This is a genomic window from Bacillus sp. FSL R9-9834, assembly GCF_038006905.1.
Taxonomy (GTDB): Bacteria; Bacillota; Bacilli; order Bacillales; family Bacillaceae_G; genus Bacillus_A; species Bacillus_A pacificus.
The window spans coordinates 1,077,140-1,101,663 of sequence record NZ_JBBOWD010000001.1 but is presented as its reverse complement, the minus strand read 5'-3'; the positions used below and the strand labels follow the sequence as shown (position 1 = coordinate 1,101,663).

The window sequence follows — 24,524 nt, the reverse complement described above, 5'->3', positions numbered from 1 at the left end:
CTTTCACCTCATCCCCCCTTATTTTTTATAAATTTGATCGAATACACCGCCATCATTAAAATGTTTTTCCTGCGCTTTTTTCCAACCGCCAAATAGTTCATCTACTGTAAATAATTGAACTTTTGGAAATTGAGATGCATATTTTTCTGCTACCTTTTCGTTACGAGGGCGATAGAAGTTTTTTGCTGCAATTTCTTGCCCCTTTTCTGAATACAAATATTCAAGATATCCTTCTGCCACTTTTCTCGTTCCTTTTTTATCAACTACTTTATCCACAACAGCTACTGGTGGTTCCGCTAGTATACTAATTGGAGGTGTTACAATTTCAAATTTATCTTTTCCGAGCTCTTTTTGTGATAGTAATGCTTCATTTTCCCACGCGATTAATACGTCACCAATTCCTTTTTCAACGAAAGTTGTCGTTGCTCCGCGTGCCCCTGAATCTAGCACTTCCACGTTTTTATAAATTTGACCGACAAACTCTTTCGCTTTATCTTCACTATTGTTATATTTTTTTAGCGCATATCCCCATGCCCCTAAATAGTTCCAACGTGCTCCGCCTGATGTTTTCGGATTAGGCGTAATGACAGACACACCTTTTTTCGTTAAATCATCCCAATCTTTAATTCCTTTCGGGTTTCCTTTTCGTACAAGAAATACAATTGTTGATGTGTACGGAGTGGAATTATCCGCAAGTCGCTTCTGCCAATCTTCTGCTAGTTGTTTCTTCTTGCTAATCGCATCAATATCATAAGCTAGCGCTAGCGTAACAACGTCTGCTTCTAAGCCATCAATAACAGAACGCGCCTGACTTCCAGATCCTCCGTGCGATTGTTTTACATTTACTGTTTGCCCATGCTTCTCTTTCCAGTACTTCGCAAAATCTTTATTAAAATCTTGATATAACTCACGTGTTGGATCATAGGAAACATTTAAAAGTTCGACTGTTTTTTTGTCTCCACTTCCTTCAGAATTACTAGTGGATGTTGCTGAACCACACCCTGATAAAAGTACAACTGCTGATAATAAAACACCTGTACTTTTCATAAACGCTGTCTTCCTCCACTGTTTCATCGTTAAATCCCCCTTAGTTTATACAATAGAAAAGGCACACAATATATTCACAAACGTGAACATTGTGCGCCTTCAGTTTATCTGATTAGCTTCTAATGTATTCGATTTCTTTTCATTTTAATTCTGTAATTCGCATGTGTCAACTTGGAATTTGTTTTTTTAATAACGAAAAGTCAGTGAGGATTTTCCCTCACTGACTTTTCGTTCACTTTATTTCTTCAACTTATCCGCCTTCGCAATAAATTGTGCTGCTTCCGCACGGCTTACCGCTTTATCTGGAGCCCAGCCATTATCTGTTCCAATTGAAATGTTTTCTTGGATTAAAATATTGGCATACTTCGCACCCCAATGATTGTTTAAGTCAGCAAATTCTTTCGGTAGTTTTATATTTTCATTTCTTTCTAATTTATATGCATTTACTAGCATAGAAGCCATTGATGCACGGTTAATTAACCCGCTCGGATTAAAGTTACCCCTCTCATCACCTTTTACAATACCTGCTTTTTCAACAGCAGCGATATACGGCGTTGCCCAGTGATTTTGTGCATCAGGGAATGATGGCTTTGCATCTTTCTTAATTTCTAATCCTAAAACAGTTGCTAATATTTTTGCAGCGGAACTACGATCAATATTTTCAGCTGGTGCAAATGTACCGTCTGGCTTACCGTGCACTGCTTCTTTATCTACTAAATATTGAACTGATTCTTGTGCCCATGCTGGTACGTCAGAGAATTTAGGCTTCTGTTCAATTGCACTCGCATCAATTTCAAACTGTATTTGATATTTATGATCATATTTAATTGCTGGAATTAATATATGCATTTGCATATTATATTTTTTCGAAAACTCATCAATTTCAAATTGAACAACTTTCGTACCGTTATTCGCTTTATCTTCGGAAATCACTTTTACATCATGGAATGTCCCTACTTTATTCGTATCTTCTACTCTAAGATACTGGAAATAGCTACTATCTTGAACTGTTAACGTAACGATTTTTTTATCACCTTGAACGGTTACTTTTGCATTTTTTAAATATGTAGAAGCAACCGATGTATCATTCGTTTGATCTTTATAAGTCTTTAAAATAACGTCATACGTGCCATCTGCTAGTCTACTATTTGCTTTCATTTCAACCGCTGCTTCAGCTTTCGCGATTGGTGTCATAATACCGTTAAATGGAACTACTAACGTTGCTGCTATAACGAATGCATTTACATGTTTTTTCTTAATCATTATCAATATGACATCTCCCTTTATATAAATATATCCAACACAACTATCATATTGATAATGATTATCAATATCAAATAAAAATAATAATATTATTTCCTACATAAGTACGCCTTCCGCTCGTTATTAAAAAGTAAATAATGTGCCGTATGAACTTTCCTCTCTAAATAATCAATAGAATACGAGCTTGATGGATCCACTAAATCACCTATCGCTCCTGAAAGATGATCAATGACTTGCTGCAAAATCTCTAAGTTTTTCTTCTCACTTTCAGTATTCATTTCATCCATAATGTCACAAATAAGATACTGTACTCGCCGTAAACGTAATTCCTTCTGTTCCACTTATATCTCCTCCTTATTAGTCATATTACGGTTTAAATATATGGCACCATAGCTTAACTAATGCTAAAAAGTAGAAAGGCAACCATCTTCATAAAGATGGTTGCCCCTATTTTTAAACTTGCATCGCTTTTTCTCTCAAAGCTCTTCTCAGCAATTTACCTGTCGTATTCTTCGGCAATTCTGTTAAAAACTCGATACTCTTTGGTACTTTATATTTCGCTAAATGTAACGTACAGTAATGCATCAGTTCTTCTTCTGTTACGTTCGTTTGTTTCAGAACGACGTAAGCTCGCACTGCTTCTCCTAAGTTTTCATCAGGAACGCCGATTACGACCACTTCTGCTACAGATTCGTGTGTATACAATACTTCCTCTACTTCACGAGGGTATACGTTATAACCGCCAACTAGGACGATATCTTTTTTACGATCAACGATATAGAAGTAACCTTCTTCATCCATTTTCGCTAAGTCTCCTGTATACAACCAGCCGTCCTTTAATGTCGCAGCTGTATCTTCTGGCGCGTTATAATATCCCTTCATAACGTTAGGCCCGCGAACAATTAATTCACCGACTGCTCCGACAGGTACTTCTTCCCCAAGTTCATTTACAATTTTATTTTCTACATGCCAAATATTTGTACCGATTGATCCTGGTTTACGCGGACGATCAAGCGGGTTAAAACAAGTAACTGGTGATGCTTCTGATAAACCGTATCCTTCTGAAACGATAACGTCAAAACGTTTTTCAAAGTTTTGCAGAAGAGCAACTGGCATTGAAGCACCACCTGAAATACAAAGGCGAAGTGTCTTCACATCTTCTGCGCTTGCTTCTTCGAATAAATATAAATAATTGTACATCGTCGGTACACCAGCAAAAATCGTCGGTTCGTACGTACGACAAATACGGAATACTTCTTTCGGACTAAATTTCGGTAACATTAAAATCGTTGCTCCGTTCACAATCGGTGCATTGACCGCCACCGTTAAACAAAATACATGGAACATCGGCAGTGCCGCAACGACGCGATCATCAGCCGTATATTGTAAATACGACGCCACATCGCTCGCATTACTATATAAATTTTTATGAGTTAACATAGCGCCTTTCGGTTTTCCAGTCGTGCCTGAAGTGTATAGAATAACCGCTACATCTTCTTCATCTAGCTCTGGGCCTTCGTAAGTTAAATCTCCAGCCCCTATCATTCTAGTAAACGTTTTCATTTTTTCGGTTTCTGTATGGTTAAAATCTGATGAGGTTTCGCATATGATGATGTTTTCTAATGAAGGAAGTCTTGTTGTAAGAGATTGTATAACAGGTAGAAGGACGTCGAGTACGATGATTGTTTTTACATCTCCATTTTGTAAAATGTAATGTATTTCGTCTGCTGTATAAATTGGATTAACTGGAATAACAGTTGCTCCCGCTTTCATTGTTCCGTATAAACCGACCAAAAAATGTGGTGAATTTCCAACAACTAATGCAACATTGTCCCCTTTTCCAATGCCCATTTCTGCTAAATTGCTAGAAAACCTTGTGACCATTTTGTTTAATTGGTCATATGAGACCGACTGATCCATAAATATATAAGCCGTTTTATCCCCCTTCTTTTTCGCCGTTTCAGCCAAAGATTGAACGAGATTCACACAAACCCCACCTTTATAAAATTTAGAATATTTAAAAATTCTAAATTAATTATATTAAAAGAAAATTAAAGTGGCAAGTGTTATTCCATTAACTGCATATAGACAGATCACTTTCTCTTCATTTACTTTGGAAGGATAAGGGAATTTTGTTTGCAAGTAATTTATGAAACTAGACCAGAAATCATTTTAGGATAATATGCACTCATCTTTTCTCTCAGCATTGCAAGTTCTTGTTTATTTAAACTCGTATACTCCCCGTACAAGTTAAGAACGTCCGCTCCATCTTCATGAAAATACACCGTAACATATAATGTTGGTAACCCTGCATTGTCTTCATCTATTGAAAAGACGACATCTGGTGTCTTATTAACAGCGCTGAATGTTTCATTTCTTTTCCACTTCTTATTTTGAAACATGTCTTGTATTTCCTGTATCTTTCGTCTGTTATCTGTATGCGTAAAATATATAACATTATCTTTCGCTGGCTTTCCAATAGATAAAAGTGTGCGACTTTGGGACGTTTCATCGTTACAAGCTGTCATTCCGATGACAAAGCTGAGCAATAATACAACGTACATTACCCTCTTCATTTCAATCCGCCTCCTTTTAAATATATATATTCCTTTATAAGGGGCAAATGTCTTGTGATTTGATGGTATATGAAATTATATCGGCGATTTTTCACATATATCAGCGCAACTCCATTTATATCAGCGATTTTCCAAATATATCGACCGCAACTCGAAATATATCAGCGATTTTTAAAATATATCGACTTACCGACAAAACGCGACAATCTACGCAAAAAAAGAGGCTGCTCGTTACTAAACTGTACCCTATAGAATAGACACTTAAAAAAAGTCTATTCTATAGGGTATTTCTTGTATAATGAGAGAAAAATGAGAATCGGAGAAATTTCAAAATGACGAAAAAATTGCTTACAGAAAAGGAAATTCAAATATTATCAAAAAATCGATACGTAAAATCGGTAAGCCAAAAAGGAATTACCTATACCGATGAATTCAAGCGTATTTTTATTAAGGAAAATGAACAGGGTAAACCACCTCGTATTATTTTTGAAGAATGTGGTTTTGATATAGATATCATCGGTCTACAACGTATTGTGTCATCAGGAAATAGATGGCGTACGTCCTATAAGCAAAACGGTGTATGGGGCTTAAGAGACACACGTAAGGAAAACTCAGGAAGAAAGTCAGAAAGAGAACTTACATTAGAGGAGAAATATGCACGTTTGGAAGCGGAACGAAACTTATTAAAAGCTGAAAATGAACTGTTAAAAAAGATCAAATTTATGGAAGGGAGGATGGGAAAGAAATAACGTTACACGCTAGTCAAAAGTACCTATTAATTCGTTCTATCATTGAAAAATACCGCCTGAAAAATATGGTGAGATATTTGTGTCAGGTCGCAGGCGTTTCACGTTCTGGATACTATAATTATTTTTTAGCCATTTCTCAAAGTCGGCGAGAGAAAAGAATACATCAAGATGAAATAGTGAAAGAGATTATATTAAAGGCATTTCGATTTAAAAACCGAAAAAAGGGGGCTCGTCAGATCAAAATGACATTGGCGGGTCAATTTCAAGTTGTCTACAATTTGAAACGCATCCGTAGAATCATGAAAAAATATGGGATAATCTGTCCTATTCGTAGAGAAAATCCCTATAAAAAAATGTTGAAAGCGACGAAAGAACACTTCGTGGTACCCAATCGATTAAAACGCGAATTTAGGCAAGGTGTACCGGGAAAGGTACTTCTTACAGATATCACATACCTGTTTTATGGTAAGAATCAAAAAGGATATTTATCTACTATTCTAGACGGGTCTACGAATGAAGTTTTGGCGTATCATGTTTCAGAACGACTTACCTTAGATATCGCAACGACGACGCTGCACAAACTAAAGAAGAATAAGAAGGTACGATTAACGCAAGATGCCTATATTCATTCTGATCAAGGTGCTCATTACACAAGTCCTACCTATCAAAAATTAGTCAAAAAATTAAAGCTGGGACAATCTATGTCAAGGCGAGGAAACTGTTGGGATAATGCCCCACAAGAATCTTTTTTCGGGCACTTTAAAGATGAAGCACACATCAAAACTTGTACATCTTTCACACAGTTAAAACAAGAAATTAAAGACTATATGAAATACTATAATCAGCACAGATATCAGTGGAATTTAAAGAAGATGACTCCTGTCGAATACAGAAACCATCTTCTTGATGCCGCCTAACTTTTTTTAAAATGTCCTTTACAAAGGGTACAGATTATACGGCAGCCTCCCTTATTTTTAGAAGAATAAATGTAAGAAATCTTCTGTTGTAATATTACCGAAGTAGCGTGCGATATCTACGCCTTCTAAAGCTGCAGTAAATGCATCTTTATCGAATTGTACGCCTGTTAGACGTTCTTCAATATCATGCACATCTAGTGAACCGAAGAAGTCACCGTAAATTTTGCATTCTGTTACTGTTCCTTTTTTCACTTCAAGACGAACATCAACTTGTCCAACTGGGAAGCGGTGTGAATGTTGTAAGTTGAACTTCGGAGATTTTCCGTAGTTCCAATCCCAATTTTGGTAGCGCTCTTCAGAAAGTTTATGGATTTCTTTCCAATCTTCTTCTGTTAATTCATACGTTGGAATTTCTGTTTCCCCTTCGAAAATTGTTTCTAGAAGAAGTTGTCTAAACTCTTCTGTCGTCATTTCTTCGTTCAGGAACTCTGTAATATTCGCAACGCGGCTACGGATTGATTTAATGCCTTTTGATTGGATTTTATCCATTTTTACTTTTAACGCTGATACGACGTGATCGATTTCAGAGTCAAATAGTAACGTACCGTGACTGAACATACGACCTTTCGTTGAGAACTGCGCGTTACCTGAAATTTTTCTACCTTCAGCTAAAATGTCGTTACGACCACTTAGTTCTGCATTTACACCTAATTTACCAAGCGCTTTCGTTACAGGCTCTGTGAATTTTTTGAAGTTACTGAAACTGTCCCCATCATCTTTCGTAATAAAGCTGAAGTTTAAGTTTCCTAAATCATGATATACTGCGCCTCCGCCTGATAGACGACGAACGACATGAATCCCTTTTTCTTTTACGTAATCAGCATTAATTTCTTCTACTGTATTTTGGTTTTTACCAATGATAATAGAAGGTTCGTTAATGTAGAACAGTAAATACGTTTCGTTAATATCTAAATTCTTCACACAATATTCTTCAATTGCTAAGTTTATTCTAGGATCTGTAATTCCTTTATTATCAATAAATAACATCGTATCACCTCATGAGTTCCATACGTAGCCACTATGCGCTAACGTAATATGGCCACTGAAAATTTGTTTTGCTTCTGTTACTAAATCAGCTGGATTGCCTGTATGCGGTAAGTGCGTTAATAAAAGTTCTTTTACATTTGCATCTTTCGCAATACTTGCTACTTCTGTACTATTCATATGCCCTGCTTTTGCAGCCTCTTGATGTGCATACATATTACACTCACAAATGAAAAGATCAGCATCTTTCGTGAATGGAATAAATTCAGGAATATAACTGGAATCTGCGCTATATACTACAGCGTCATTACCTGCTGTAATACGCATCGCAAAGCATGTAACAGGATGAACAGTTTTTAAGAATGAGATCGAGAACGGTCCAACTTGAAGTGTTTCTTCTGGATTGTACGCGATTCCTTTCGTATGCGGTTCATGCGTTAAAGAATGGAATCCACTCTCATCAAACGTATGACCGTATATTGGTAACTCCGGTAGTTGTCCTCTTGTGATTAATCTCGCATATTGCAATACCCCAATATCTGCAACATGATCGTGATGGTAGTGCGACAGTACAACTGCATCTATATCAGACGGTGTTATATATTTTTGAAGCTGTGCTAGTACACCACTACCACAGTCTACAAGTAAACGAAAACCATCGTGTTCAAACAAATACCCCGACGTTGCTTCTCCCGCTTCTGGAAAGCCGCCCCAAAAGCCGACAACAGTCATTTTCATATGTATCCATCCTTTCTAAAACCGAGTAGAAATGCATGTTTTACTTACATCCTACATTGTTAACTATAATCCATTTCCTAAACTTTTTCATTAATTTTCAATTTTGTTATAAAACAGTTGTTGACTTTTGTTTTTTGTACTAATACAATGATAGTAAGAAATGGAAATGGAGGGATTGACATGATCGATCAACCAATGGAGTTTTTCAGAAATTTACCGACGAAAACTTGTGCGCACTGCGGGAAAGAAATTGATGAGCAGCACGAAGCATACCATAACAAATGTGATGACTGCGTTCACGAAGAATAGTAGTTTGTGAGCATAAAAAAACCTAGCAGACATAGTCTACTAGGCTAATAACATCGTATCCTTCATCGTTGAACCTTTCACCAAGAGCTCCAGTTCAAACTCATACAATTCTTTTTTTCGATAATTTTTCGTATGGATTTTATCCATCATCAGGTCGACAACTTTTCGGGCCATCTCATCGATTGGTTGTTCAATTGTCGTAATACCTGGCTCTGTAATCTGTGATAAAATTTGATTATCAAAACCGATAACAGCGAGATCATCTGGAATACTCCAGTCATGGCGCTTCGCCTCTGAGATAATTCCAGCTGCTACCTCATCGCCTCCTGCCAAAATCGCGGTAGGATTTTTTTTGTCCTTTAATACTTCATGGAATATTCGTTTTCCATCCTCCCAAGAGAAAGCGTTTTCAAGAAAATCAATCGCTTCTACTTGACGGCTCTTCTCCGTTATGGCACGTAAAAAGCCCATTTTTCGCTGTTGGCTAACGACTTTGGTTTCGTTACCACGGCAAAAAATAAGATTACGATATCCTTGTTCTAACACATGCTTAGCAGCTATGTATGCTCCTTGCGCATGATCAAACTTCACTGTTGGAATATTTGCTTCCTCAATATATTCATTACATAACACGATTGGACCGTGTTGTAAGTATGGCTCTACATCTTCCCACGGATTTTCTAGTGAACATAGAATAATCCCATCTACTTGCTTCGTAGATAATAATTGTAAATACTCCATCTCTTTTTCTGGTAAATATCTTGTTTGACAAATAATCAGTTTATATTTATGCTCAGAAGCAGCAATCTCGATTGCTTCAATAAATCTACTGAAGAAAGGATTTGTAATCCTTGGAACTAGCACCGCAATTGTTTCTGTTTTTTGTTTACGAAGCCTTCTCGCCGCAGAATTAGGAACGAAGCCTAAATGCTTCATTGCTAATTGAACCCTTTTTTTCTTCTCATCTGAAACATATGGATGATTATTAATCACCCTAGAAACCGTTGTCCTTGATAACCCCGCTAATTTCGCCACGTCCTCTATAGTCGACACGAAATTCTCCCCCTTTGCATGAAAACGTTTTCTTAAATTGATTATATAGTATATTATTGGAAACTGCAATACGGCTTCTTATGATTTTACTATATTAATATTATACATAGGGAAAAGTATGTTAATGGGAGGGGAATTTATATTCGTTTTAGAAGTTTACAGGAGGCATATTTATTAAAGATAGAGGGAGATACTTCATGAATCGGACGGATCGTTTATTAGCCATATTAATTGAATTACAAAGAAGACAAACTGTTACCGCACAAAGCTTAGCTGAAAAATTTGAGACAAGTATAAGAACGATTTATCGAGATATGGATGCACTTAGTGAATGTGGCGTCCCACTTTTCGCCATGCCCGGCCACGGTTATTCATTAATGGATGGTTATTTCTTGCCCCCCATTCAGCTTACGCCTGAAGAGGCTGTTACTCTTTTACTAGGCGGTGATTATATCGAGAAAACTTTCACTTCTTCTTTTTCTGTACATGCACGATCAGCAAAAGAGAAACTTGAAATTGTTCTCCCTGCTGATCAACAAAAGAAAGCCCAGGAATTACGAGAAACTTTTCGTTTCCTTTCTCCTATATTTTCACATCAGCAATCTGAACAAGAAAAACTAGAAAATCAACTTCTTCTATTGCAAGAATCTATTCAAAAAGAACAAGCTATCTCTTTTTCTTATCGGAAACCGAGAGAAACTACAAAAATAAAGCGGACCGTTCACCCTTACGGCTTAGTCAACATTTCAGGGATTTGGTACATCGTTGCCTACTGTTTACTTAGAAAACAAATACGTAATTTCCGCTTAGATCGAATGGAGAAATTACAGCAAGAACAAGAATTCTTTACAAAACCCGAAGACTTTTCTTTGCAAGAATATCAGCCTGAAAGCAACCGTACTGTGATGATTCATTTATTATTCCCCTCCCATATTGCACATAAAATTATTGAATCACGATATTTTTTTATAGATTCATATGAACATAGAGATAACTATTTTCACGTCTTTTTGAAATCTAGAAACATAGATGAAGTGTTTCAATGGGTATTGAGCTGGGGAAGCCAAGTGCACGTACTTGAACCAAAAATTCTTTCTGAAAAAATTCGTGATGAAGCAAAAAAAATGTTAAAACTTTAATTTCACTACTGACATAATGTTGTCAGTAGCCATCCTTTATATTAGGTATTAACAAATACATTTTCATAAAAGGGAGTTAACAATATGAAGAAATTTGAGGAATTAGCAACGTATTACATAGACGAATTAGAAAGGTACTCTATAGAACAATTTAGGATGAAGCCTTCTCATGAGGAATGGTCTCTCGGTCAAATGTATAATCACTTAATTTCAGCTACACGCATGCAGTTAGATGCAATCGCGAAATGCAGAACTGAATTACCTTCTGTAACTAACAAGAAAACAGATATGGGAGAAAAGGTATATAGGATGGGGGCTTTCCCAGACATAAAAATCAAATTACCAGATCATCCTGGATATACGCCTGAAAACCCAGCTAATAAAGAAGACGTACAGAAACAGCTTCTAGAATTAATTACAATTGTTAAAGACATTGAGCCAACACTTTCTTCTATCCCAAGTGATTGTAAAGTCGAACATCCTGGGCTTGGTTACTTACATGCAGCAGAATGGTTCCAGCTTATTTTTATGCATTTTGCACATCATCTTCGTCAGAAAGAGCGATTAGAGAACGCAATTTCATAATTTCTCATAAAGGGAAAATGGAATCCTCCCACCAATATAGTGGGAGGAAGAATAAAATGTTTTAAAGATGGCTCAGATATTTACCTGGCCATCTTTTTAATCATGACTATTAAAATGGAACTATACAAAGTACGCTACTAATTTGTAAGAACCCTCGTTGAAAAACTGAATTGAGACAATTATATACATTACTGAAAGTGAAAGTTCAAATAAAGTACTATTTTTATTTCTCAACAAAAAAACGTAGGGAATATAACAAATTACGAATATCACGTATTATAACAAATGGTGCGATTAAAGAATAATTTTTATAAAGCCCGCCATAATCATTCCCTCCTTTAATTCCTTAGACAAATATTCACACAAACTGTATTATACATTTCCATATAATTTATCTACACTTAAAAACATAATAACCTTATTTTTCAAACCTATTACAAGCCAAACTTTCTCAACAATTAATTACTAAAATACGATTTACAGCTATAAAACTATCACTTATCATTAAGGGGAATTTTACCATTTAAATAAAATACAGGTAAAATTCCCAGAAAAAAATAAATTGCACAAAGGGGATGGATTATGAAAAAGCTACATGCATTAACATTAACAATAGGGTTACTAGCTTCTACTGTGATTGTACCTACTGCTTCTCTGGCAAAAAGTGATGATTTACCTTACTTAAATGAAATCAAAAAAATGCAGCCCGATGTAAGTACACAAGAGCTAATATCTAGTATTAATGAATTAGCAAACAACACTGGGAATACAAAAGAAGCTGTTTCTGAACAGATTTATAAAGAGCTAAAAGCAGATGAAGAACAAGGCAAAAAAGAAGCAAGTAAAAAAATGAATACTTTAGGAGCTAGTGGTGGTACAGTTTCAGTAGGGAATAGCAATATGGGGGATTTCTTCTATACGGGTTCATACACTGCATACTTAAATCATGGACATGTTGGTATGTATTATAGTTCAAATACAATTGTTGAATCTGTACCAGGTGATGGCGTTCGTACAATTAGTACTACATCCCGTAAAGTAGATAAAGGAGATGCGGTAGTAAAATCCGTAAATACATCTTGGCAAAACAAAAATGATGCGGCATGGTGGGCAAAAGATCGTGTAGGTAAAGATTCATATTCTTATAATTTTGCTACAAATAGAAGTACAACCCATTATGGAGCTAAAAACTGTTCTAAATTAATTTGGTCGGCTTATAAACTTCATGGCGGACTAGATTTAGATAAAGATGGCGGTGCTGGTGTATATCCACGAGATGTTCGTGACGCAAAACAAACCTCAACAATTCGTAATATTTAATACTGAAGAAGAAGTGCAACAACTATAGTTGTTGCACTTCTTCTTATAAAAGGAGCTCATAACAGTGAAAAAAATAATCATTCTTATTTTAAGTGTAATTTTAATTGCAGCACTCATCTATTCTTTCTTCTTTAGAAACAGTACTGTAAATTCGATATCTGAAGAAGATATTGAAAAAAAGGATTTTTTAAAAGATAAACAAGCTGTCATATATCTCTCTTCTACCGCCGACCAAGATATGGATGGCAACGGGATTAGTTATGCGATATTCATCGATAAAAACGAAAAAGCACATGGATATAAAATGAATGGTTTAGAACTCGGCGGAATAGGTGTGTCTGATAACAAAAAAGAAATCGTACTAGAAAGTAAAGATAATATTAAATTTATTGGAGAAGATTTTAAAAATTATAAAATGAAATACCAACATACAGGAGATCAAAGGATATATTTAAAAAAACAAGACTTATTTGTTAACATTTACAATTCAGGCAGTAACTCCACTACTGGCAATTATGATTCAAATGTAATGTATGGTAATCAAAAGCAAATTCATAAAGGAAATATCCCTCATTATCTTATTAGTTCTGGCGTTAATACAGATGAAGTTTTAGTTTTAACTCAAGATATAGATAAAAATGAGCATAGTTTAAAAAAATTATTATTTAATGATTCAACTATGCATCTTGAAGATGTTACAACAATTAATCTTGATAAAAACATGTCGTATTCTAGTTACTCATCTATTTTAAGTGACTCAAATTTTTATTATACGATTTTAATTGAGAATGATAATTCAATTAAAGGAAAAGTATATTTATTACGCATTGATAAAAAATCATTAAAACAAGATTTAATTTTACTTTCTTCCGAGGAGAATTCCACAGCTTCCATACCATTTACAAAAAATAATTCCGCTTATCTACATAACAATGAATTATTTTTTATAAATGGACTAGGTGATGTCATAACTTTTAATACAGAAACAAATGCAGTCAATCTTAAATTCAAAATTGATTACCATGTAACCGATGGCGTTAGATATAATGAACAAACATATTTTGAAGACGATCAATTATATGTATTACGTTATAATGAAAAACAAGAACATAAATATTCTATAGAAACATACTCTCTAACAACCGGTAAAAAAATTAAAACTACTACAATCAAAGACATGGATCAAATTGTTACATCAGTTAAAGGTGGTAAATCCATTTACGCCTACGATTTTAAAATATTGCAACCAAATAAATAATAAGAAGCTCTGTTTTCAATAACAGAGCTTTTCATTTTAACTCCTCCCACTTCGTCCAAACTTCTCTTTCATTTATACGATACATATTATCCTCGCGATCCATAAACCCCTGCACAATAAACTCGCGTCTAATTGTACAAAAATCGTCATGATATTGTTTGATGAATGCATTGATTTCTTTTTCCGTATACTGATTCTCCGCATTTAACTTGCTAATTAAATGCTCTAACAATACTAGTTTTTTCTTCTTTTGACCTGGAATCGATTTTAGACGGTCCTCTTTATCGAAAAAGTTACGAATAGTTGTATCCCTGAATTTCATTTCACTTTCAGTCATTTTGTTGTCCTCCATCGATTTTTTCTTTATCATTTTTATTGATTTTTTTACTTAAAAAGTCAATAAAGTAATAACCACCCATTAACACATAGTAGAACGTAAGTATTCCAAATGCATCTCTCATACTTGTATATACTTCTTTATCAAACAATATAGGTGAAAGGGCATAAACAAGAAAAATAATTAGCGGATTTATAATTAAATAAGAAATATGTTTTCTTTTCATCATATCCCCCCTCTACTCTATGTTTCTCTGTAAATTGTTGTAATTCCTATCTTTTATTTAGCCTACACATGAAATATGGTGAAATTAAGAAAAAAAGGGATATAAAACAACCATTACATTATGAAGAAAATATTTTATCCACTTTAAATACAGTTGTACACCTTTCTTACAACTGTATTTCTTTTTCATTTTTACTCCTCTCATCTACACTTCTCTTAATTTATTTATTACTTTTACGTCTGCAACTTTTTATTTAAATTAATAAATTCAATATGGTAAATTATGTTATAATTTAATTATACATACTTTGGAGGGGAAATAGTGAAAAAAGCTATTATCGTATTAAGCATCCTATATCTTATTTTAACCGTACATACAGGAGCTGTTCTTTTAGGAAAAGAGGATTATAAAGGGACTATCAATACATTAAAGAAAACAAAGGAAACCGCTTCCTTCCAATCTGCAAAAGACGGTGTGATTTTATTAAAAGGAACATTAACTACCGCGCAACCTATTACAGAGGAAAAACTTCAAAATAAAGAATTCGCACTCCTTGAAATTAATACATATAAACGACGAAAAGCAAATTGGATAAACATTAATACTGAGCAGCATATTGCAAAGCAACTCTTACTAAACAACGAGACTCTTCCTGTCTTAAAAGAAATCCGTTTCTCAATGGAACCAATTACACTGTCAGGCAAAGATATTTCTGCCGAAGACTATTCACTAAAAAAGAATGATACCCAATTAACAATTAAAGGTAAAGGATACCGATACACCGGAATAGAAAACAAATCAGACGTTCTTATTTTTGGCATAAAAAAAGGAGATACACTTGAAGGTTATAGTGGCTCTGAAATTCTAATAGGAAAAACAAAAGAGGACATTGCCAGCAACATGAAACTATATACTTTTGCTGAAAAATATGGTCCATTTGTTTGGATTGTAGCTACAATTATTCTTATAAGTATTGCTATATACTTCTTCCGTAAAAATAGAAAAACAAATGAAATTTCTCAGCCAATAAAACAAAACTAATAAAAAAAGCACCATTTCGGTGCTTTTTTATGTTCCTTATTTACGCTTCAATCGATTGATTTTCCGCAATATTTCTAAATTGTCGTTTGTGCATCCAAGTTAAGGATGCAATTGTTCCAAGTGATAATACAACGATGAAAATCATGAGCACCCCTACGTTTTGCCACATGAAATTAAAGTCTCCGCTTGATACAACTGCTTTCAGTCCTGATACAGAATATGTCATCGGTAACCAAGCATTAAATGGTTGTAAAAACTTCGGAATCAATTCTAGTGGGAATGTTCCGGCACTCGTTGTCAGCTGAATAATTAATGTGATGATGGCGATGAAACGCCCTGCATCACCAAATGCTGTTACTAAACATTGAATTAATGCGATAAACGCTAAACTTGTAACGATGCTAAAGAGTATGAAATACGGAATGCTTTGTACTTCTACACCTAATCCGAATAGTAATATGACATCAGCTACTACTGCTTGAATAATACCGACTGATAGTAATACGCCGAACTTACTAATAAACCAGCTAAACCCTGATTTTGGAACACCAACTGTATCACGTAATGGATATACGATTGATAATAGTAATGCCCCAACAAATAAACCGAGTGATAAGAAATATGGTGTGAATCCTGTTCCGTAGTTTGGAACTTCCGCCATTTTCTCCGTCTTCACTTTTACAGGACTTGCAAACATATCATACGTTTTATCCGTTCCTTTTACTTCACCAGTTTTTTCTGCTCCTTCGCCAAGTTTCTCAGCAAGTTCACCTGAACCATCATTTACTTTTTCGAGGCCATCCGTTACTTTTCCGGATCCGTCTGCTAGTTTATTTACGCCGTCGATTAGCTGGGTTGAGCCGGTTGACATTTTATTTAGGCCACCATTTAGAGTACCTAAGCCAGTTGTTACTTGATTAGATCCATCTGCTAATTGATTTACGCCACCTGCCATTTGGTTTGCTCCTACAGATAATGTTCCTAAACCATCTGTTACTTGGCTTGAACCATCTGCTAATTGATTTACGCCACCTGCCATTTGGTTTGCTCCTGCGGATAATGTTCCTAAACCGCCTGTTACTTGACCAGAACCATCTGCTAATTGATTTACTCCTGCAGATAATGTTCCTAAACCACCTGTTACTTGGCTTGAGCCATCTGCTAATTTCGTTACACCTACAGATAATGTCCCTAAACCGCCTGTTACTTGACCAGAACCATCTGCTAATTTGGATACTCCTACAGATAATGTTCCTAAACCGCCTGTTACTTGACCAGAACCATCTGCTAATTGATTTACTCCTGCAGATAATTGACCTAATCCTGCTGTCACTTTTTCAGAGCCACTTTGTAATTGCGTTACTCCATCAATTAATTGAACTGATCCATCTTTTAATTTATCGGCACCTATTTTTGCATTATCTAATCCCTCACCAAATCCATGAAACTTACTAACAAATTCATTTTGTGCGCTCGTTAGTTTCTCAATACCACCTGCTAGAGTTTTTATCCCTGCTGGATTTGGTAAGTTTTTTTGCAACCCATTTGTTGTTTGATGTATTTCACCTTTTAATTGTTTCACTTCTTCATTTAATTTATTTGTTCCACCTGCTACTCCGGCAGCTTTTTGCTGAACTGTCGCTGTACTTTTTACAGCACTTGTTACGAATGGCTGTAACTGCTCTTGATATTCTTTTGGTAAACTTTCAATTTGCTTTTGTAAATTCGCTACCTCTTGTGCTGCATTTTTTGCATCTCCTGCTGTTGATTGCGTAAGTTCATTTAACTGATTTACATTCGCCCCAGCTCCATCTATTTTTTCATTTACTGTGTTCAATATAGAAGGAACTTTCGACTGCATTTCCTCTAAGCCTGCAGCAGACTTTTGTACGCTACTATTTAACTCTTGCAATCCCTTTTGAATTTCTTGAGACCCTTTTTCTAATTGGCTTTGCCCTTCAACAAGTTTTCCCATACCATTTGATAGGTCAGTTGTTCCTGTTTTTAATTCACCGGATTTACTTACTAATTTGTTCAAGCCACCGGTCACTTTCTCAGATCCATCACGCAACTCACCCGTTTTACTATTTAACGTATTTAAACCGTCTGTTACTTTGCCCGAGCCGTCTACTAATTTCCCAATACCTGCATTACTATTTAATGCATGTAAACCATCTGTTACTTTACCTGATCCATCTACTAGTTTCCCAATACCTGCATTGCTATTTAATGCATGTAAACCATCTGTTACTTTGCCTGATCCATCTACTAATTTTCCGATACCTGCATTGCTATTTAATACGTGTAAACCATCTGTTACTTTGCCTGACCCATCTACTAATTTCCCTATACCTATCTGCATTTCACCTGTTTTGCTATTTAGCGTATTTAAACCATTTGTTACTTTCCCTGACCCATCTACTAATTTCCCTATACCTATCTGCATTTCACCTGTTTTGCTATTTAGCGTATTTAAACCATTTGTCACTTTCCCTGACCCATCTACTAATTTATTAGATCCATCTGCTAATTTCTGAACTCCATCCTTCATCTCCCCAGACTTCTCTTGAAGTGTATGAAGTCCATCCGTCACTTTACTTGAACCATCATGTAGCTCACTTGATCCGTCGTGTAGTTTATTTGCTCCTTCCGCCCCATCTGCTAATCCTTTTGAGACGTCTTGAATGGAATCAAACATTTTCTCTGCATATGTTTTCGTTAACGTACTTGATACTTCACCTTTAATTTTTTCAATGGCTGTTCCGCCAATTTGTGAAGATAGGAAGTTCAAGCTTTCGTTTGGAATATATTCTAAGTTTAATGGCTTCGGATCGTCTTTTAATAACGTTGTAGCGTTACTTGAGAAGTCATCTGGAATGCGTACTAACATGTAATACTTTCTACCTTCCATTCCTCTTTTCGCTTCTTTTTCACTTACAAATTCCCATTTAAAACTTGTATTATCTTTTAAATTATCAACGAGCCCTTTTCCGACCTCAATTGGTTTCCCATCAAATACTGCCCCTTTATCTAAATTGACTACCGCAACTGGTAAATCATCTAACTGTTTATACGGATCCCAGAAGGCCCATAAAAACATACCTGCATATAAAATCGGTACGAATAAAACCGCGATAATTGGAATTAATATTTTTTTACTTTTTATAATTTGTGTGAACTCTTTACGAAGTAACTGATTTCCTTTCATTATTTCTCCCCCTTTTTAAAATGACCAAAACGTTCAATTGGTCATTTTCACCCAAACAAAAAGGCTATACTTATTCATACATATGCCTTATCCCCGAATTTATACTATGCAACTGTTCTTTACTATGAAGTGAATATTTTTATTATCCCTCCTAAAATAAATGTATGACCGTTTCGTTTAATTGGTCACTTTTTATAAGAATAAAAGGATTATCTTAATTTGACAATCCTTTTAATAAATAAAGTTCAAATAATTCTGCAATTTTTTCTTTTTCTAGCGGTTCATGATTTTTTTCCCAATCAAAAATAAGCGATACATATAAGCGAAGCATAATAAATGCTGTAATTTCTGGATCACATTTGCTAATTTCACCTTTATCAATCGCAATCTTTAAATACGATTGAATGACAGAAACGATTTCCACATCTACTTGTTGCATCACTTCTTGTACTTCTTTCGTTCCCATATCACGCTCTTCTTGAATTAACTTAATCATGAGCTGATGTTCTTTTCTGAATTCTAATATGCTATATAATGCTCTATGTACATTTTCAAAAAATGAAACTTCTGAACGAATTGCATTTTCTGCAACTTGCTTCATTTCTGTAATTAAATTAGAAATAATCTCGCCAAATAGCTCTTCTTTATTTTTAAAAAAAGTATAAATCGTTCCTTTTCCTACATTCGCTAACTTCGCTACTTGATCCATCGTTGTTGCTTTATAACCGAATGCTGAAAAAGACTTTGTTGCAGCTTCAATAATAGAACGTTTTCGATCTATCGCCACATCTTCACCTCCAAAAATGACCAATTGGATAATATAGTCAATTAGTACATCTTTGATATTACCACACGCTTACATTGTATACAAGTTCTCTTTTTTATTATTTCCAGTATAAAAAATTCCAGTCAAGTTATATCATACTGTTCATAGTGTATCAAAAAGTATACTTGTATGGAAAGCTGGAATATATTCGTAAATAATTGCTGACTAGATCCCAATAGAAATTTAATAAAATAGACAGTGTTCTTAAAACAAAATGTTTAAGAACACTGTCTATTATTTTGACATAGAAAGTAAGATTTTCTCCATCTCTTTCTTAGTTAGCTCATCATCGATTATCTCTTCGTATATCTTTGTATCTCTTGTAAAAATATCATTCACTATGACAATTTGATACTCACTATTCTTACCTTGTGCTGGTACAAACATTTTGAGTCCTTTTAACTTACCCTCTCCATGAGAAGATTTATTATAGACCATTCCTTTCCCTTCTAAACTATAACTTTCTAGATTCTCTTCTCCAGGCATCATGTAGTGTAGTGGGTCCTTATTACCACCTGCATACATTCTTGACTGATAAATTGTAAAACCATATTTCCCTTTTTTATATTCTGATTTAGTAACTAATTCTATATCTCTTCCAAAATATGAATCAGCCCATTCTCTCTTTAACTCATAACCTTCAGGTATATAAGCCGGCTGCTTAATTTGAAATGGCACATGATTTTTCGCTTCTTCTATAGTATATGTTAAAGATTTCTCCAGCTTTTCTCCAAGCGGTTTTAATGTCTTCTCAATAGTAGCTAGTCTTTCCTGATCAGCTTTCTTCAAGCGTTCAGGTTTATATTCCTTTGTATCTCCATCATAATTTTCAGGCACATTTTTTTTAACCATTGCTTTTTTACGAATTTCTTGGGCTTCCTTAAATAATTGAACATACTGCTCAAATTCTTCTTTTGTAAAATTCTTTTCTGCCAAATATAAAAAATCTGTATTCATTTTATATGACTTTATTGACATCCCCCATTCTCTACTTGCATTCTCCGGTGTGCCTAATACTGTTTCTATCGCTTCTTCAAAAGCCGCTTTAGATTGCTTTTTTTCTACAACCTTTTCTTTCTGTCTTTCATCCCCCTCAGTTATCCTTGCATTTAATAAAAATCCGCCTGCTATAGCTGCTATAGCAATAACTCCAAGTAAAGAAAGACGATACGATTTCTTTTGGAACTTTTTAATCATAACGATTCTCCTTTTTAATGTTCGTTTATTTCTACTTAAATTTGCTAGGCTTGGTACTTGATAGGAATAATGTTCTAGGAGGGTAATAATTGTATGACCGTATGCAATTTGCTCCTCTTTATCTATAAACGTAAGCGCATATGCATCACAAGCTAATTCTTGATCTTCTCTCATACAGAAATAGGCGTACCAAAGAATCGGATTGAACCAATTTAATAGGATTAAACTGTACATAATCCAATTTACAGCTACATCGTTTCTTTTAATATGAGCTAACTCATGGTAAAAAACATGTTGTAATTGTTGCTCGTTTAATACTTTCATATGTTTTTTTGATAGTAATACTTTTGGGCGAAAGAAACTAAACACAGTTGGACTCGCAATCTTTCCTGCTAAACGTAATGAAACTACCTTCTTCATTTTCATAGACTGCTTACAGCGATTAAACACCGTAACGAACTGTTCATCCGTAATATCCGGTTGTTTCTTTATATAAGAATATAAACGTCTATTTGTAATAAACGTTATAACTGCTAATAGGAATACCCCAACTAACCAAACATACATAGCAAGTTTGTATAAAGAAAATGGAGTCTGTTGTTCCAAACTAACTTCTACTTCCGGTTCGCTAGTTTTTGTAACCATTTTAGAATTTGATTCCACTGTACGGTCGCTTTCTATATTCACTATACTCTCCGTAGACGGCATATTTTTAGGAATCACTTCCGATACGCTAGAACGATAGGAAAGTAATGAATAAATGCTATAAGAACTATCTGGTGACCATGGTAAAAGGAGTCTAATCATTAATACAATCCACAGCATATATTGCCACCGGGGTGTTAATTTATTTCTAAATAAAATTTTTATACATAAAATAAAACCCACTAATATGCTAGCCATAAGTGATGTTTCTATAAGCCAATCAAAAAAATGAGGAAGGTATACATTTATAAGCATGTCTATCATTTTTATCGATCCTTCCTCTTATTCTCCTCTGTCTTCTCATCTAAAATGCGTTTTAGTTCATTAATATCTTCTGAAGATAATTTCTCCTCTTTTAAGAAATTAACAAGTAATGGTTTAAACGCTGCACCGCAAAAACGCTTTAGCAAAGATTTCGTTTCCACTTGTAAATAATTATCTTGTGATACTAACGGATAATAAGCATACATGCGTCCTTTATCTTGATGGTAAGAAACGGCTTCCTTTTGTACTAACCGATTAATTAATGTACGGATTGTTTTCGGTTTCCAGTCCATTTCATCTTCTAGTTCTTCTATAATTTCATTCGCTGTTTGTGGAGAATTAGACCAAAGTACTTTCATAATTTCTAATTCTGCTTCGGATATTTTAGGTAATTGATTTGTCATAATATATTTCACTCCCTCGTATTACATTTGTAATCTATAACTAAGATTACAAATGTAATACTTAATTGTCAACCATATTTTAGAAAAAACTAATTTCAACTAAACCTTACTTCCCAACAACAAATTTCTCTTTTTTCAAATAATCAAATAAAAAAACAAGAAAATCTTTACATTTAATAGTAATATAGAAAATAGACAAGTTTATCAAAATAGTGGAGGCTTTTTCAGTCATGATGCGTGCACTTCGTTTAAATATAAAGCAAGCTTTTTGTAATCGTGTTTCTTTAATTATTATGTTTAGTGGATTCGTTCTTATTTGTATTTATCATTATTATTATGTCATTCGTTATTTAGGAGACGCTGCGAGCGGACCTATATCAACAGATATAAAATGGATTGGATTTCGTGATAATGAAATGGATGTTTATTTATTATTAATGCCAGTTATTGCGAGTTTCCCCTTTAGTACAAGTTACAATTCCGATAAGTCAGATAGTTTTAAACCGTTCGTGAGCAAAGGAATTTCTTTATTTCCTTATTCAGTAACGAAATATATCGTTACGTTTTTTTGCGGAGGATTTCTTTATACCTTTCCATTCATCTTATCGTTATTATTTTGCAAATTAACAATTCCAGACGGAACACCTACGATTGGTTCTGGCATCATAAATGAGGATGGAATGTTCGCAAACCTATACTTCGATGCGCCTCTCACTTACATTACGGTATATATTGGAATTAATTTTTTATTTGCAGGTTTAATGGCCCTCTTAGGACTTGCTGCATCTGCATGGTCACAAAAAGACTATATGGCCATTCTATTTCCATTTGCAGTTAACTCCATTCCGTACGTCCTACTAAATACAATATTCCCTACAATAGGTGGAGCACCTATTCATTTATATGATCCAAAGCAACCATTGCAAGGCATGTCACCGTACATTTTAACGATGCAATGTGCTTTCTTCCTTCTCGTTAGCTTACTTATGTATATACAAGGAGTAAAGCGAGATAGAAAAAAATATAAAAGAAGACTGCAAAAAAGAGATCGATGTAGAAAAGCGTTTCAAGTAATTTCAGACTAAATCATTGAACGACTAAGAGCGTAATTCCCTGAGTGAGATTAGAGAATTACGCTCTTATTCTTAGTTCTCAAAAAAACTATATGCGATATTACACATTTGCTTTGGCTGCTCTACTACCGTCCAATGTCCACAATTCGCAATCTCTACAAACTCTATATGAGGTATGTATTCTGTAAAATGTTCTTTTATAGTGGCAAGAGTTAAAATATCATGACTTCCTTGCGCAATTAATATTGGAGTTTCCGAAAGCTTTTCTATTTGTTTAGTCACATCATAATTTTTTACCATATCTGCACCTAGTATTGTGTTAACTTCATTACTAAAATTCGTTTTCTGTTTATAAGTTAAAGTTTCCTTAGAAAACACATAATATGGATCTAATACTTGTAACATATCGTATATAGAAGCCTCTCCTATTTTAATCTTCTCGCTTACTTCAGAAATGATTACTTTATCTTCTTCCGTTAACCTCTTCTGCAGTTCTTCCCCAAACATTTCTAATCCTTTTACATTAACTCCTATCGCAGCTGTTAAAAGTAACTTATTCACTCGTTCGGGGTATGTAGTTGCATACAATAATGCAAGCATCGATCCCCATGATTCACCTAATATATTTATCTTTTCAAACCCTAATTGCACACGCATTGCTTCTAAGTTTGCAACCTCATCCCTCATAGAATATTGATTATTCTTTGGTGCTTCCGATTCTCCACAACCTGCTTGATCATAAAAAACTAATTGGAATTTTTCTGCTAGTGGAGCCATATAGGGAAGAAAAAAGCGGTGTTCACTTCCAGGTCCTCCATGAAGAAATATGATTGGTTCACCTTCTCCTAACATTTTTACATAGAGATTATTATCATTTACATGTATCAATCGTATATTTTCAATACTCATATAATCATCTCCCCTTTACGGCCTACCTGCCAACATCCATAAAACTACAAAAACAATCATATAGATTATTTGAATTCCTACCGCCGAACATACTGAAATAATGGCATATTTACTTAATTCCTTTTTAATACCCAATATAGTAAAAATTACGGCTAGACCGAATGCTATATAAGCGATATTTGTACTAAGCGTGCCTAAATAATACATACCTAGTGGTTGCGTAAGACCTGTTACATCGGCTAGAAACTTAATTATTATGAACATGCTAAAAAAAATCGCTAGTTGGTTCATTAGTTTCCCATTTAGTTGGGCTACCATATGTCTACACCTCTTAAC

The 24,524-nt window shown here is 34.7% G+C and carries 24 protein-coding genes; 8 read left to right on the top strand and 16 right to left on the bottom strand.

Annotated features, from left to right (window positions below):
• Nucleotides 1-18 precede the first annotated feature (18 nt).
• The 5 genes from MKY00_RS05700 to MKY00_RS05680 all read right to left on the bottom strand — a co-directional run bounded on the left by MKY00_RS05700 (nucleotide 19) and on the right by MKY00_RS05680 (nucleotide 4,886).
• Nucleotides 19-1,074 carry a sulfate ABC transporter substrate-binding protein gene (locus MKY00_RS05700; protein WP_016716743.1) on the bottom strand — a complete coding sequence of 352 codons (1,056 nt, stop codon included), beginning with the start codon at nucleotides 1,072-1,074 and terminating at the stop codon, nucleotides 19-21.
• 210 nt (nucleotides 1,075-1,284) lie between these two features.
• Nucleotides 1,285-2,310 carry an S-layer homology domain-containing protein gene (locus MKY00_RS05695; protein WP_016716742.1) on the bottom strand — a complete coding sequence of 342 codons (1,026 nt, stop codon included), beginning with the start codon at nucleotides 2,308-2,310 and terminating at the stop codon, nucleotides 1,285-1,287.
• A gap of 89 nt (nucleotides 2,311-2,399) precedes the next feature.
• The gene (locus tag MKY00_RS05690; RefSeq protein WP_016716741.1) at nucleotides 2,400-2,651 is read right to left on the bottom strand and encodes a hypothetical protein; all 252 of its coding nucleotides are present in this window, start codon (nucleotides 2,649-2,651) and stop codon (nucleotides 2,400-2,402) included.
• A 112-nt stretch (nucleotides 2,652-2,763) separates the two neighbouring features.
• A complete protein-coding gene (locus tag MKY00_RS05685) occupies nucleotides 2,764-4,296 on the bottom strand; it encodes a fatty acid--CoA ligase family protein (RefSeq protein WP_016716740.1) in 1,533 nt (510 codons plus the stop codon).
• 161 nt (nucleotides 4,297-4,457) lie between these two features.
• Nucleotides 4,458-4,886, bottom strand: coding sequence for a hypothetical protein (locus MKY00_RS05680; RefSeq protein ID WP_016716739.1), 429 nt, complete (start codon nucleotides 4,884-4,886; stop codon nucleotides 4,458-4,460).
• Nucleotides 4,887-5,218: 332 nt separating this feature from the next.
• Between MKY00_RS05680 and MKY00_RS05675 the strand changes: the two genes are divergently transcribed.
• Nucleotides 5,219-6,552 (top strand): IS3 family transposase gene (locus tag MKY00_RS05675; RefSeq protein WP_085966774.1). Its coding sequence is split into 2 segments (ribosomal slippage): nucleotides 5,219-5,606 and nucleotides 5,606-6,552, totalling 1,335 coding nucleotides; the frame shifts between segments, so codons are not numbered across the junction.
• Between the two features lie 57 nt (nucleotides 6,553-6,609).
• Here MKY00_RS05675 and MKY00_RS05670 read toward each other — a convergent pair.
• Together MKY00_RS05670 and MKY00_RS05665 are read right to left on the bottom strand one after the other, a co-directional pair.
• Nucleotides 6,610-7,599: a lipoate--protein ligase gene (locus MKY00_RS05670; protein WP_000897255.1), complete on the bottom strand. Its 990-nt coding sequence runs from the start codon at nucleotides 7,597-7,599 to the stop codon at nucleotides 6,610-6,612.
• A gap of 9 nt (nucleotides 7,600-7,608) precedes the next feature.
• A complete protein-coding gene (locus tag MKY00_RS05665) occupies nucleotides 7,609-8,334 on the bottom strand; it encodes an MBL fold metallo-hydrolase (RefSeq protein WP_016716738.1) in 726 nt (241 codons plus the stop codon).
• Nucleotides 8,335-8,514: 180 nt separating this feature from the next.
• On the opposite strand from MKY00_RS05665, the gene yhfH reads away from it, so the two are divergent.
• Entirely contained in the window at nucleotides 8,515-8,643 is a 129-nt protein-coding gene (gene yhfH / locus MKY00_RS05660) for a protein YhfH (RefSeq protein WP_000567010.1), read from the top strand.
• Between the two features lie 39 nt (nucleotides 8,644-8,682).
• Here yhfH and MKY00_RS05655 read toward each other — a convergent pair whose 3' ends face one another.
• Nucleotides 8,683-9,696 (bottom strand): LacI family DNA-binding transcriptional regulator, encoded by a 1,014-nt coding sequence (locus MKY00_RS05655; protein ID WP_000103718.1) that lies wholly within the window; start codon nucleotides 9,694-9,696, stop codon nucleotides 8,683-8,685.
• A gap of 197 nt (nucleotides 9,697-9,893) precedes the next feature.
• Between MKY00_RS05655 and MKY00_RS05650 the strand changes: the two genes are divergently transcribed.
• The 4 genes from MKY00_RS05650 (at nucleotide 9,894) to MKY00_RS05635 (ending at nucleotide 13,998) form a co-directional block, all read left to right on the top strand.
• Nucleotides 9,894-10,835, top strand: a complete 942-nt coding sequence (locus MKY00_RS05650) for a helix-turn-helix transcriptional regulator (protein ID WP_016716737.1) — start codon at nucleotides 9,894-9,896, stop codon at nucleotides 10,833-10,835.
• A gap of 84 nt (nucleotides 10,836-10,919) precedes the next feature.
• Nucleotides 10,920-11,420, top strand: a complete 501-nt coding sequence (locus MKY00_RS05645) for a DinB family protein (protein ID WP_016716736.1) — start codon at nucleotides 10,920-10,922, stop codon at nucleotides 11,418-11,420.
• Nucleotides 11,421-12,002: 582 nt separating this feature from the next.
• On the top strand, nucleotides 12,003-12,740 hold the full coding sequence (locus tag MKY00_RS05640; protein WP_016716735.1) for a hypothetical protein: 738 nt from the start codon (nucleotides 12,003-12,005) through the stop codon (nucleotides 12,738-12,740).
• Nucleotides 12,741-12,804: 64 nt separating this feature from the next.
• Nucleotides 12,805-13,998 (top strand): hypothetical protein, encoded by a 1,194-nt coding sequence (locus MKY00_RS05635; RefSeq protein WP_073530669.1) that lies wholly within the window; start codon nucleotides 12,805-12,807, stop codon nucleotides 13,996-13,998.
• Nucleotides 13,999-14,029: 31 nt separating this feature from the next.
• Here the strand turns inward: MKY00_RS05635 and MKY00_RS05630 are convergent, their stop codons facing one another.
• Together MKY00_RS05630 and MKY00_RS05625 are read right to left on the bottom strand one after the other, a co-directional pair.
• Nucleotides 14,030-14,335 carry a DUF2087 domain-containing protein gene (locus tag MKY00_RS05630; RefSeq protein WP_016716734.1) on the bottom strand — a complete coding sequence of 102 codons (306 nt, stop codon included), beginning with the start codon at nucleotides 14,333-14,335 and terminating at the stop codon, nucleotides 14,030-14,032.
• On the bottom strand, nucleotides 14,328-14,564 hold the full coding sequence (locus tag MKY00_RS05625) for a hypothetical protein (protein WP_029141072.1): 237 nt from the start codon (nucleotides 14,562-14,564) through the stop codon (nucleotides 14,328-14,330). The genes MKY00_RS05630 and MKY00_RS05625 overlap by 8 nt, the downstream gene beginning before the upstream one ends.
• A gap of 318 nt (nucleotides 14,565-14,882) precedes the next feature.
• Here MKY00_RS05625 and MKY00_RS05620 point away from each other — a divergent pair, with 318 nt between their 5' ends.
• A complete protein-coding gene (locus MKY00_RS05620; RefSeq protein WP_016716732.1) occupies nucleotides 14,883-15,602 on the top strand; it encodes a hypothetical protein in 720 nt (239 codons plus the stop codon).
• A gap of 40 nt (nucleotides 15,603-15,642) precedes the next feature.
• On the opposite strand, the gene MKY00_RS05615 is transcribed toward MKY00_RS05620, so the two are convergent.
• The 4 genes from MKY00_RS05615 to MKY00_RS05600 all read right to left on the bottom strand — a co-directional run bounded on the left by MKY00_RS05615 (nucleotide 15,643) and on the right by MKY00_RS05600 (nucleotide 22,206).
• Nucleotides 15,643-18,810, bottom strand: a complete 3,168-nt coding sequence (locus MKY00_RS05615) for a YhgE/Pip domain-containing protein (RefSeq protein ID WP_074585713.1) — start codon at nucleotides 18,808-18,810, stop codon at nucleotides 15,643-15,645.
• Nucleotides 18,811-19,024: 214 nt separating this feature from the next.
• Nucleotides 19,025-19,597, bottom strand: a complete 573-nt coding sequence (locus MKY00_RS05610; RefSeq protein WP_000963380.1) for a TetR/AcrR family transcriptional regulator — start codon at nucleotides 19,595-19,597, stop codon at nucleotides 19,025-19,027.
• 273 nt (nucleotides 19,598-19,870) lie between these two features.
• On the bottom strand, nucleotides 19,871-21,802 hold the full coding sequence (locus tag MKY00_RS05605; protein WP_000566592.1) for a M56 family metallopeptidase: 1,932 nt from the start codon (nucleotides 21,800-21,802) through the stop codon (nucleotides 19,871-19,873).
• Between the two features lie 2 nt (nucleotides 21,803-21,804).
• Entirely contained in the window at nucleotides 21,805-22,206 is a 402-nt protein-coding gene (locus tag MKY00_RS05600; RefSeq protein ID WP_000184506.1) for a BlaI/MecI/CopY family transcriptional regulator, read from the bottom strand.
• A 230-nt stretch (nucleotides 22,207-22,436) separates the two neighbouring features.
• Between MKY00_RS05600 and MKY00_RS05595 the strand changes: the two genes are divergently transcribed.
• Nucleotides 22,437-23,291 carry a hypothetical protein gene (locus tag MKY00_RS05595; protein WP_016716730.1) on the top strand — a complete coding sequence of 285 codons (855 nt, stop codon included), beginning with the start codon at nucleotides 22,437-22,439 and terminating at the stop codon, nucleotides 23,289-23,291.
• 60 nt (nucleotides 23,292-23,351) lie between these two features.
• On the opposite strand, the gene MKY00_RS05590 is transcribed toward MKY00_RS05595, so the two are convergent.
• Nucleotides 23,352-24,188, bottom strand: a complete 837-nt coding sequence (locus tag MKY00_RS05590; RefSeq protein WP_016716729.1) for an alpha/beta fold hydrolase — start codon at nucleotides 24,186-24,188, stop codon at nucleotides 23,352-23,354.
• Between the two features lie 15 nt (nucleotides 24,189-24,203).
• Nucleotides 24,204-24,506, bottom strand: coding sequence for a hypothetical protein (locus MKY00_RS05585; RefSeq protein WP_016716728.1), 303 nt, complete (start codon nucleotides 24,504-24,506; stop codon nucleotides 24,204-24,206).
• Nucleotides 24,507-24,524 lie beyond the last annotated feature (18 nt).

Coding starts and splice junctions, on each gene's coding strand:
- MKY00_RS05700 (WP_016716743.1), bottom strand. CDS start 1,074: ATGAAACAGTGGAGGAAGACAGCGTTTATGAAAAGTACAGGTGTTTTA.
- MKY00_RS05695 (WP_016716742.1), bottom strand. CDS start 2,310: ATGATTAAGAAAAAACATGTAAATGCATTCGTTATAGCAGCAACGTTA.
- MKY00_RS05680 (WP_016716739.1), bottom strand. CDS start 4,886: ATGAAGAGGGTAATGTACGTTGTATTATTGCTCAGCTTTGTCATCGGA.
- MKY00_RS05670 (WP_000897255.1), bottom strand. CDS start 7,599: ATGTTATTTATTGATAATAAAGGAATTACAGATCCTAGAATAAACTTA.
- MKY00_RS05665 (WP_016716738.1), bottom strand. CDS start 8,334: ATGAAAATGACTGTTGTCGGCTTTTGGGGCGGCTTTCCAGAAGCGGGA.
- yhfH (WP_000567010.1), top strand. CDS start 8,515: ATGATCGATCAACCAATGGAGTTTTTCAGAAATTTACCGACGAAAACT.
- MKY00_RS05650 (WP_016716737.1), top strand. CDS start 9,894: ATGAATCGGACGGATCGTTTATTAGCCATATTAATTGAATTACAAAGA.
- MKY00_RS05645 (WP_016716736.1), top strand. CDS start 10,920: ATGAAGAAATTTGAGGAATTAGCAACGTATTACATAGACGAATTAGAA.
- MKY00_RS05640 (WP_016716735.1), top strand. CDS start 12,003: ATGAAAAAGCTACATGCATTAACATTAACAATAGGGTTACTAGCTTCT.
- MKY00_RS05630 (WP_016716734.1), bottom strand. CDS start 14,335: ATGACTGAAAGTGAAATGAAATTCAGGGATACAACTATTCGTAACTTT.
- MKY00_RS05625 (WP_029141072.1), bottom strand. CDS start 14,564: ATGATGAAAAGAAAACATATTTCTTATTTAATTATAAATCCGCTAATT.
- MKY00_RS05615 (WP_074585713.1), bottom strand. CDS start 18,810: ATGAAAGGAAATCAGTTACTTCGTAAAGAGTTCACACAAATTATAAAA.
- MKY00_RS05605 (WP_000566592.1), bottom strand. CDS start 21,802: ATGATAGACATGCTTATAAATGTATACCTTCCTCATTTTTTTGATTGG.
- MKY00_RS05600 (WP_000184506.1), bottom strand. CDS start 22,206: ATGACAAATCAATTACCTAAAATATCCGAAGCAGAATTAGAAATTATG.
- MKY00_RS05595 (WP_016716730.1), top strand. CDS start 22,437: ATGATGCGTGCACTTCGTTTAAATATAAAGCAAGCTTTTTGTAATCGT.
- MKY00_RS05590 (WP_016716729.1), bottom strand. CDS start 24,188: ATGAGTATTGAAAATATACGATTGATACATGTAAATGATAATAATCTC.
- MKY00_RS05585 (WP_016716728.1), bottom strand. CDS start 24,506: ATGGTAGCCCAACTAAATGGGAAACTAATGAACCAACTAGCGATTTTT.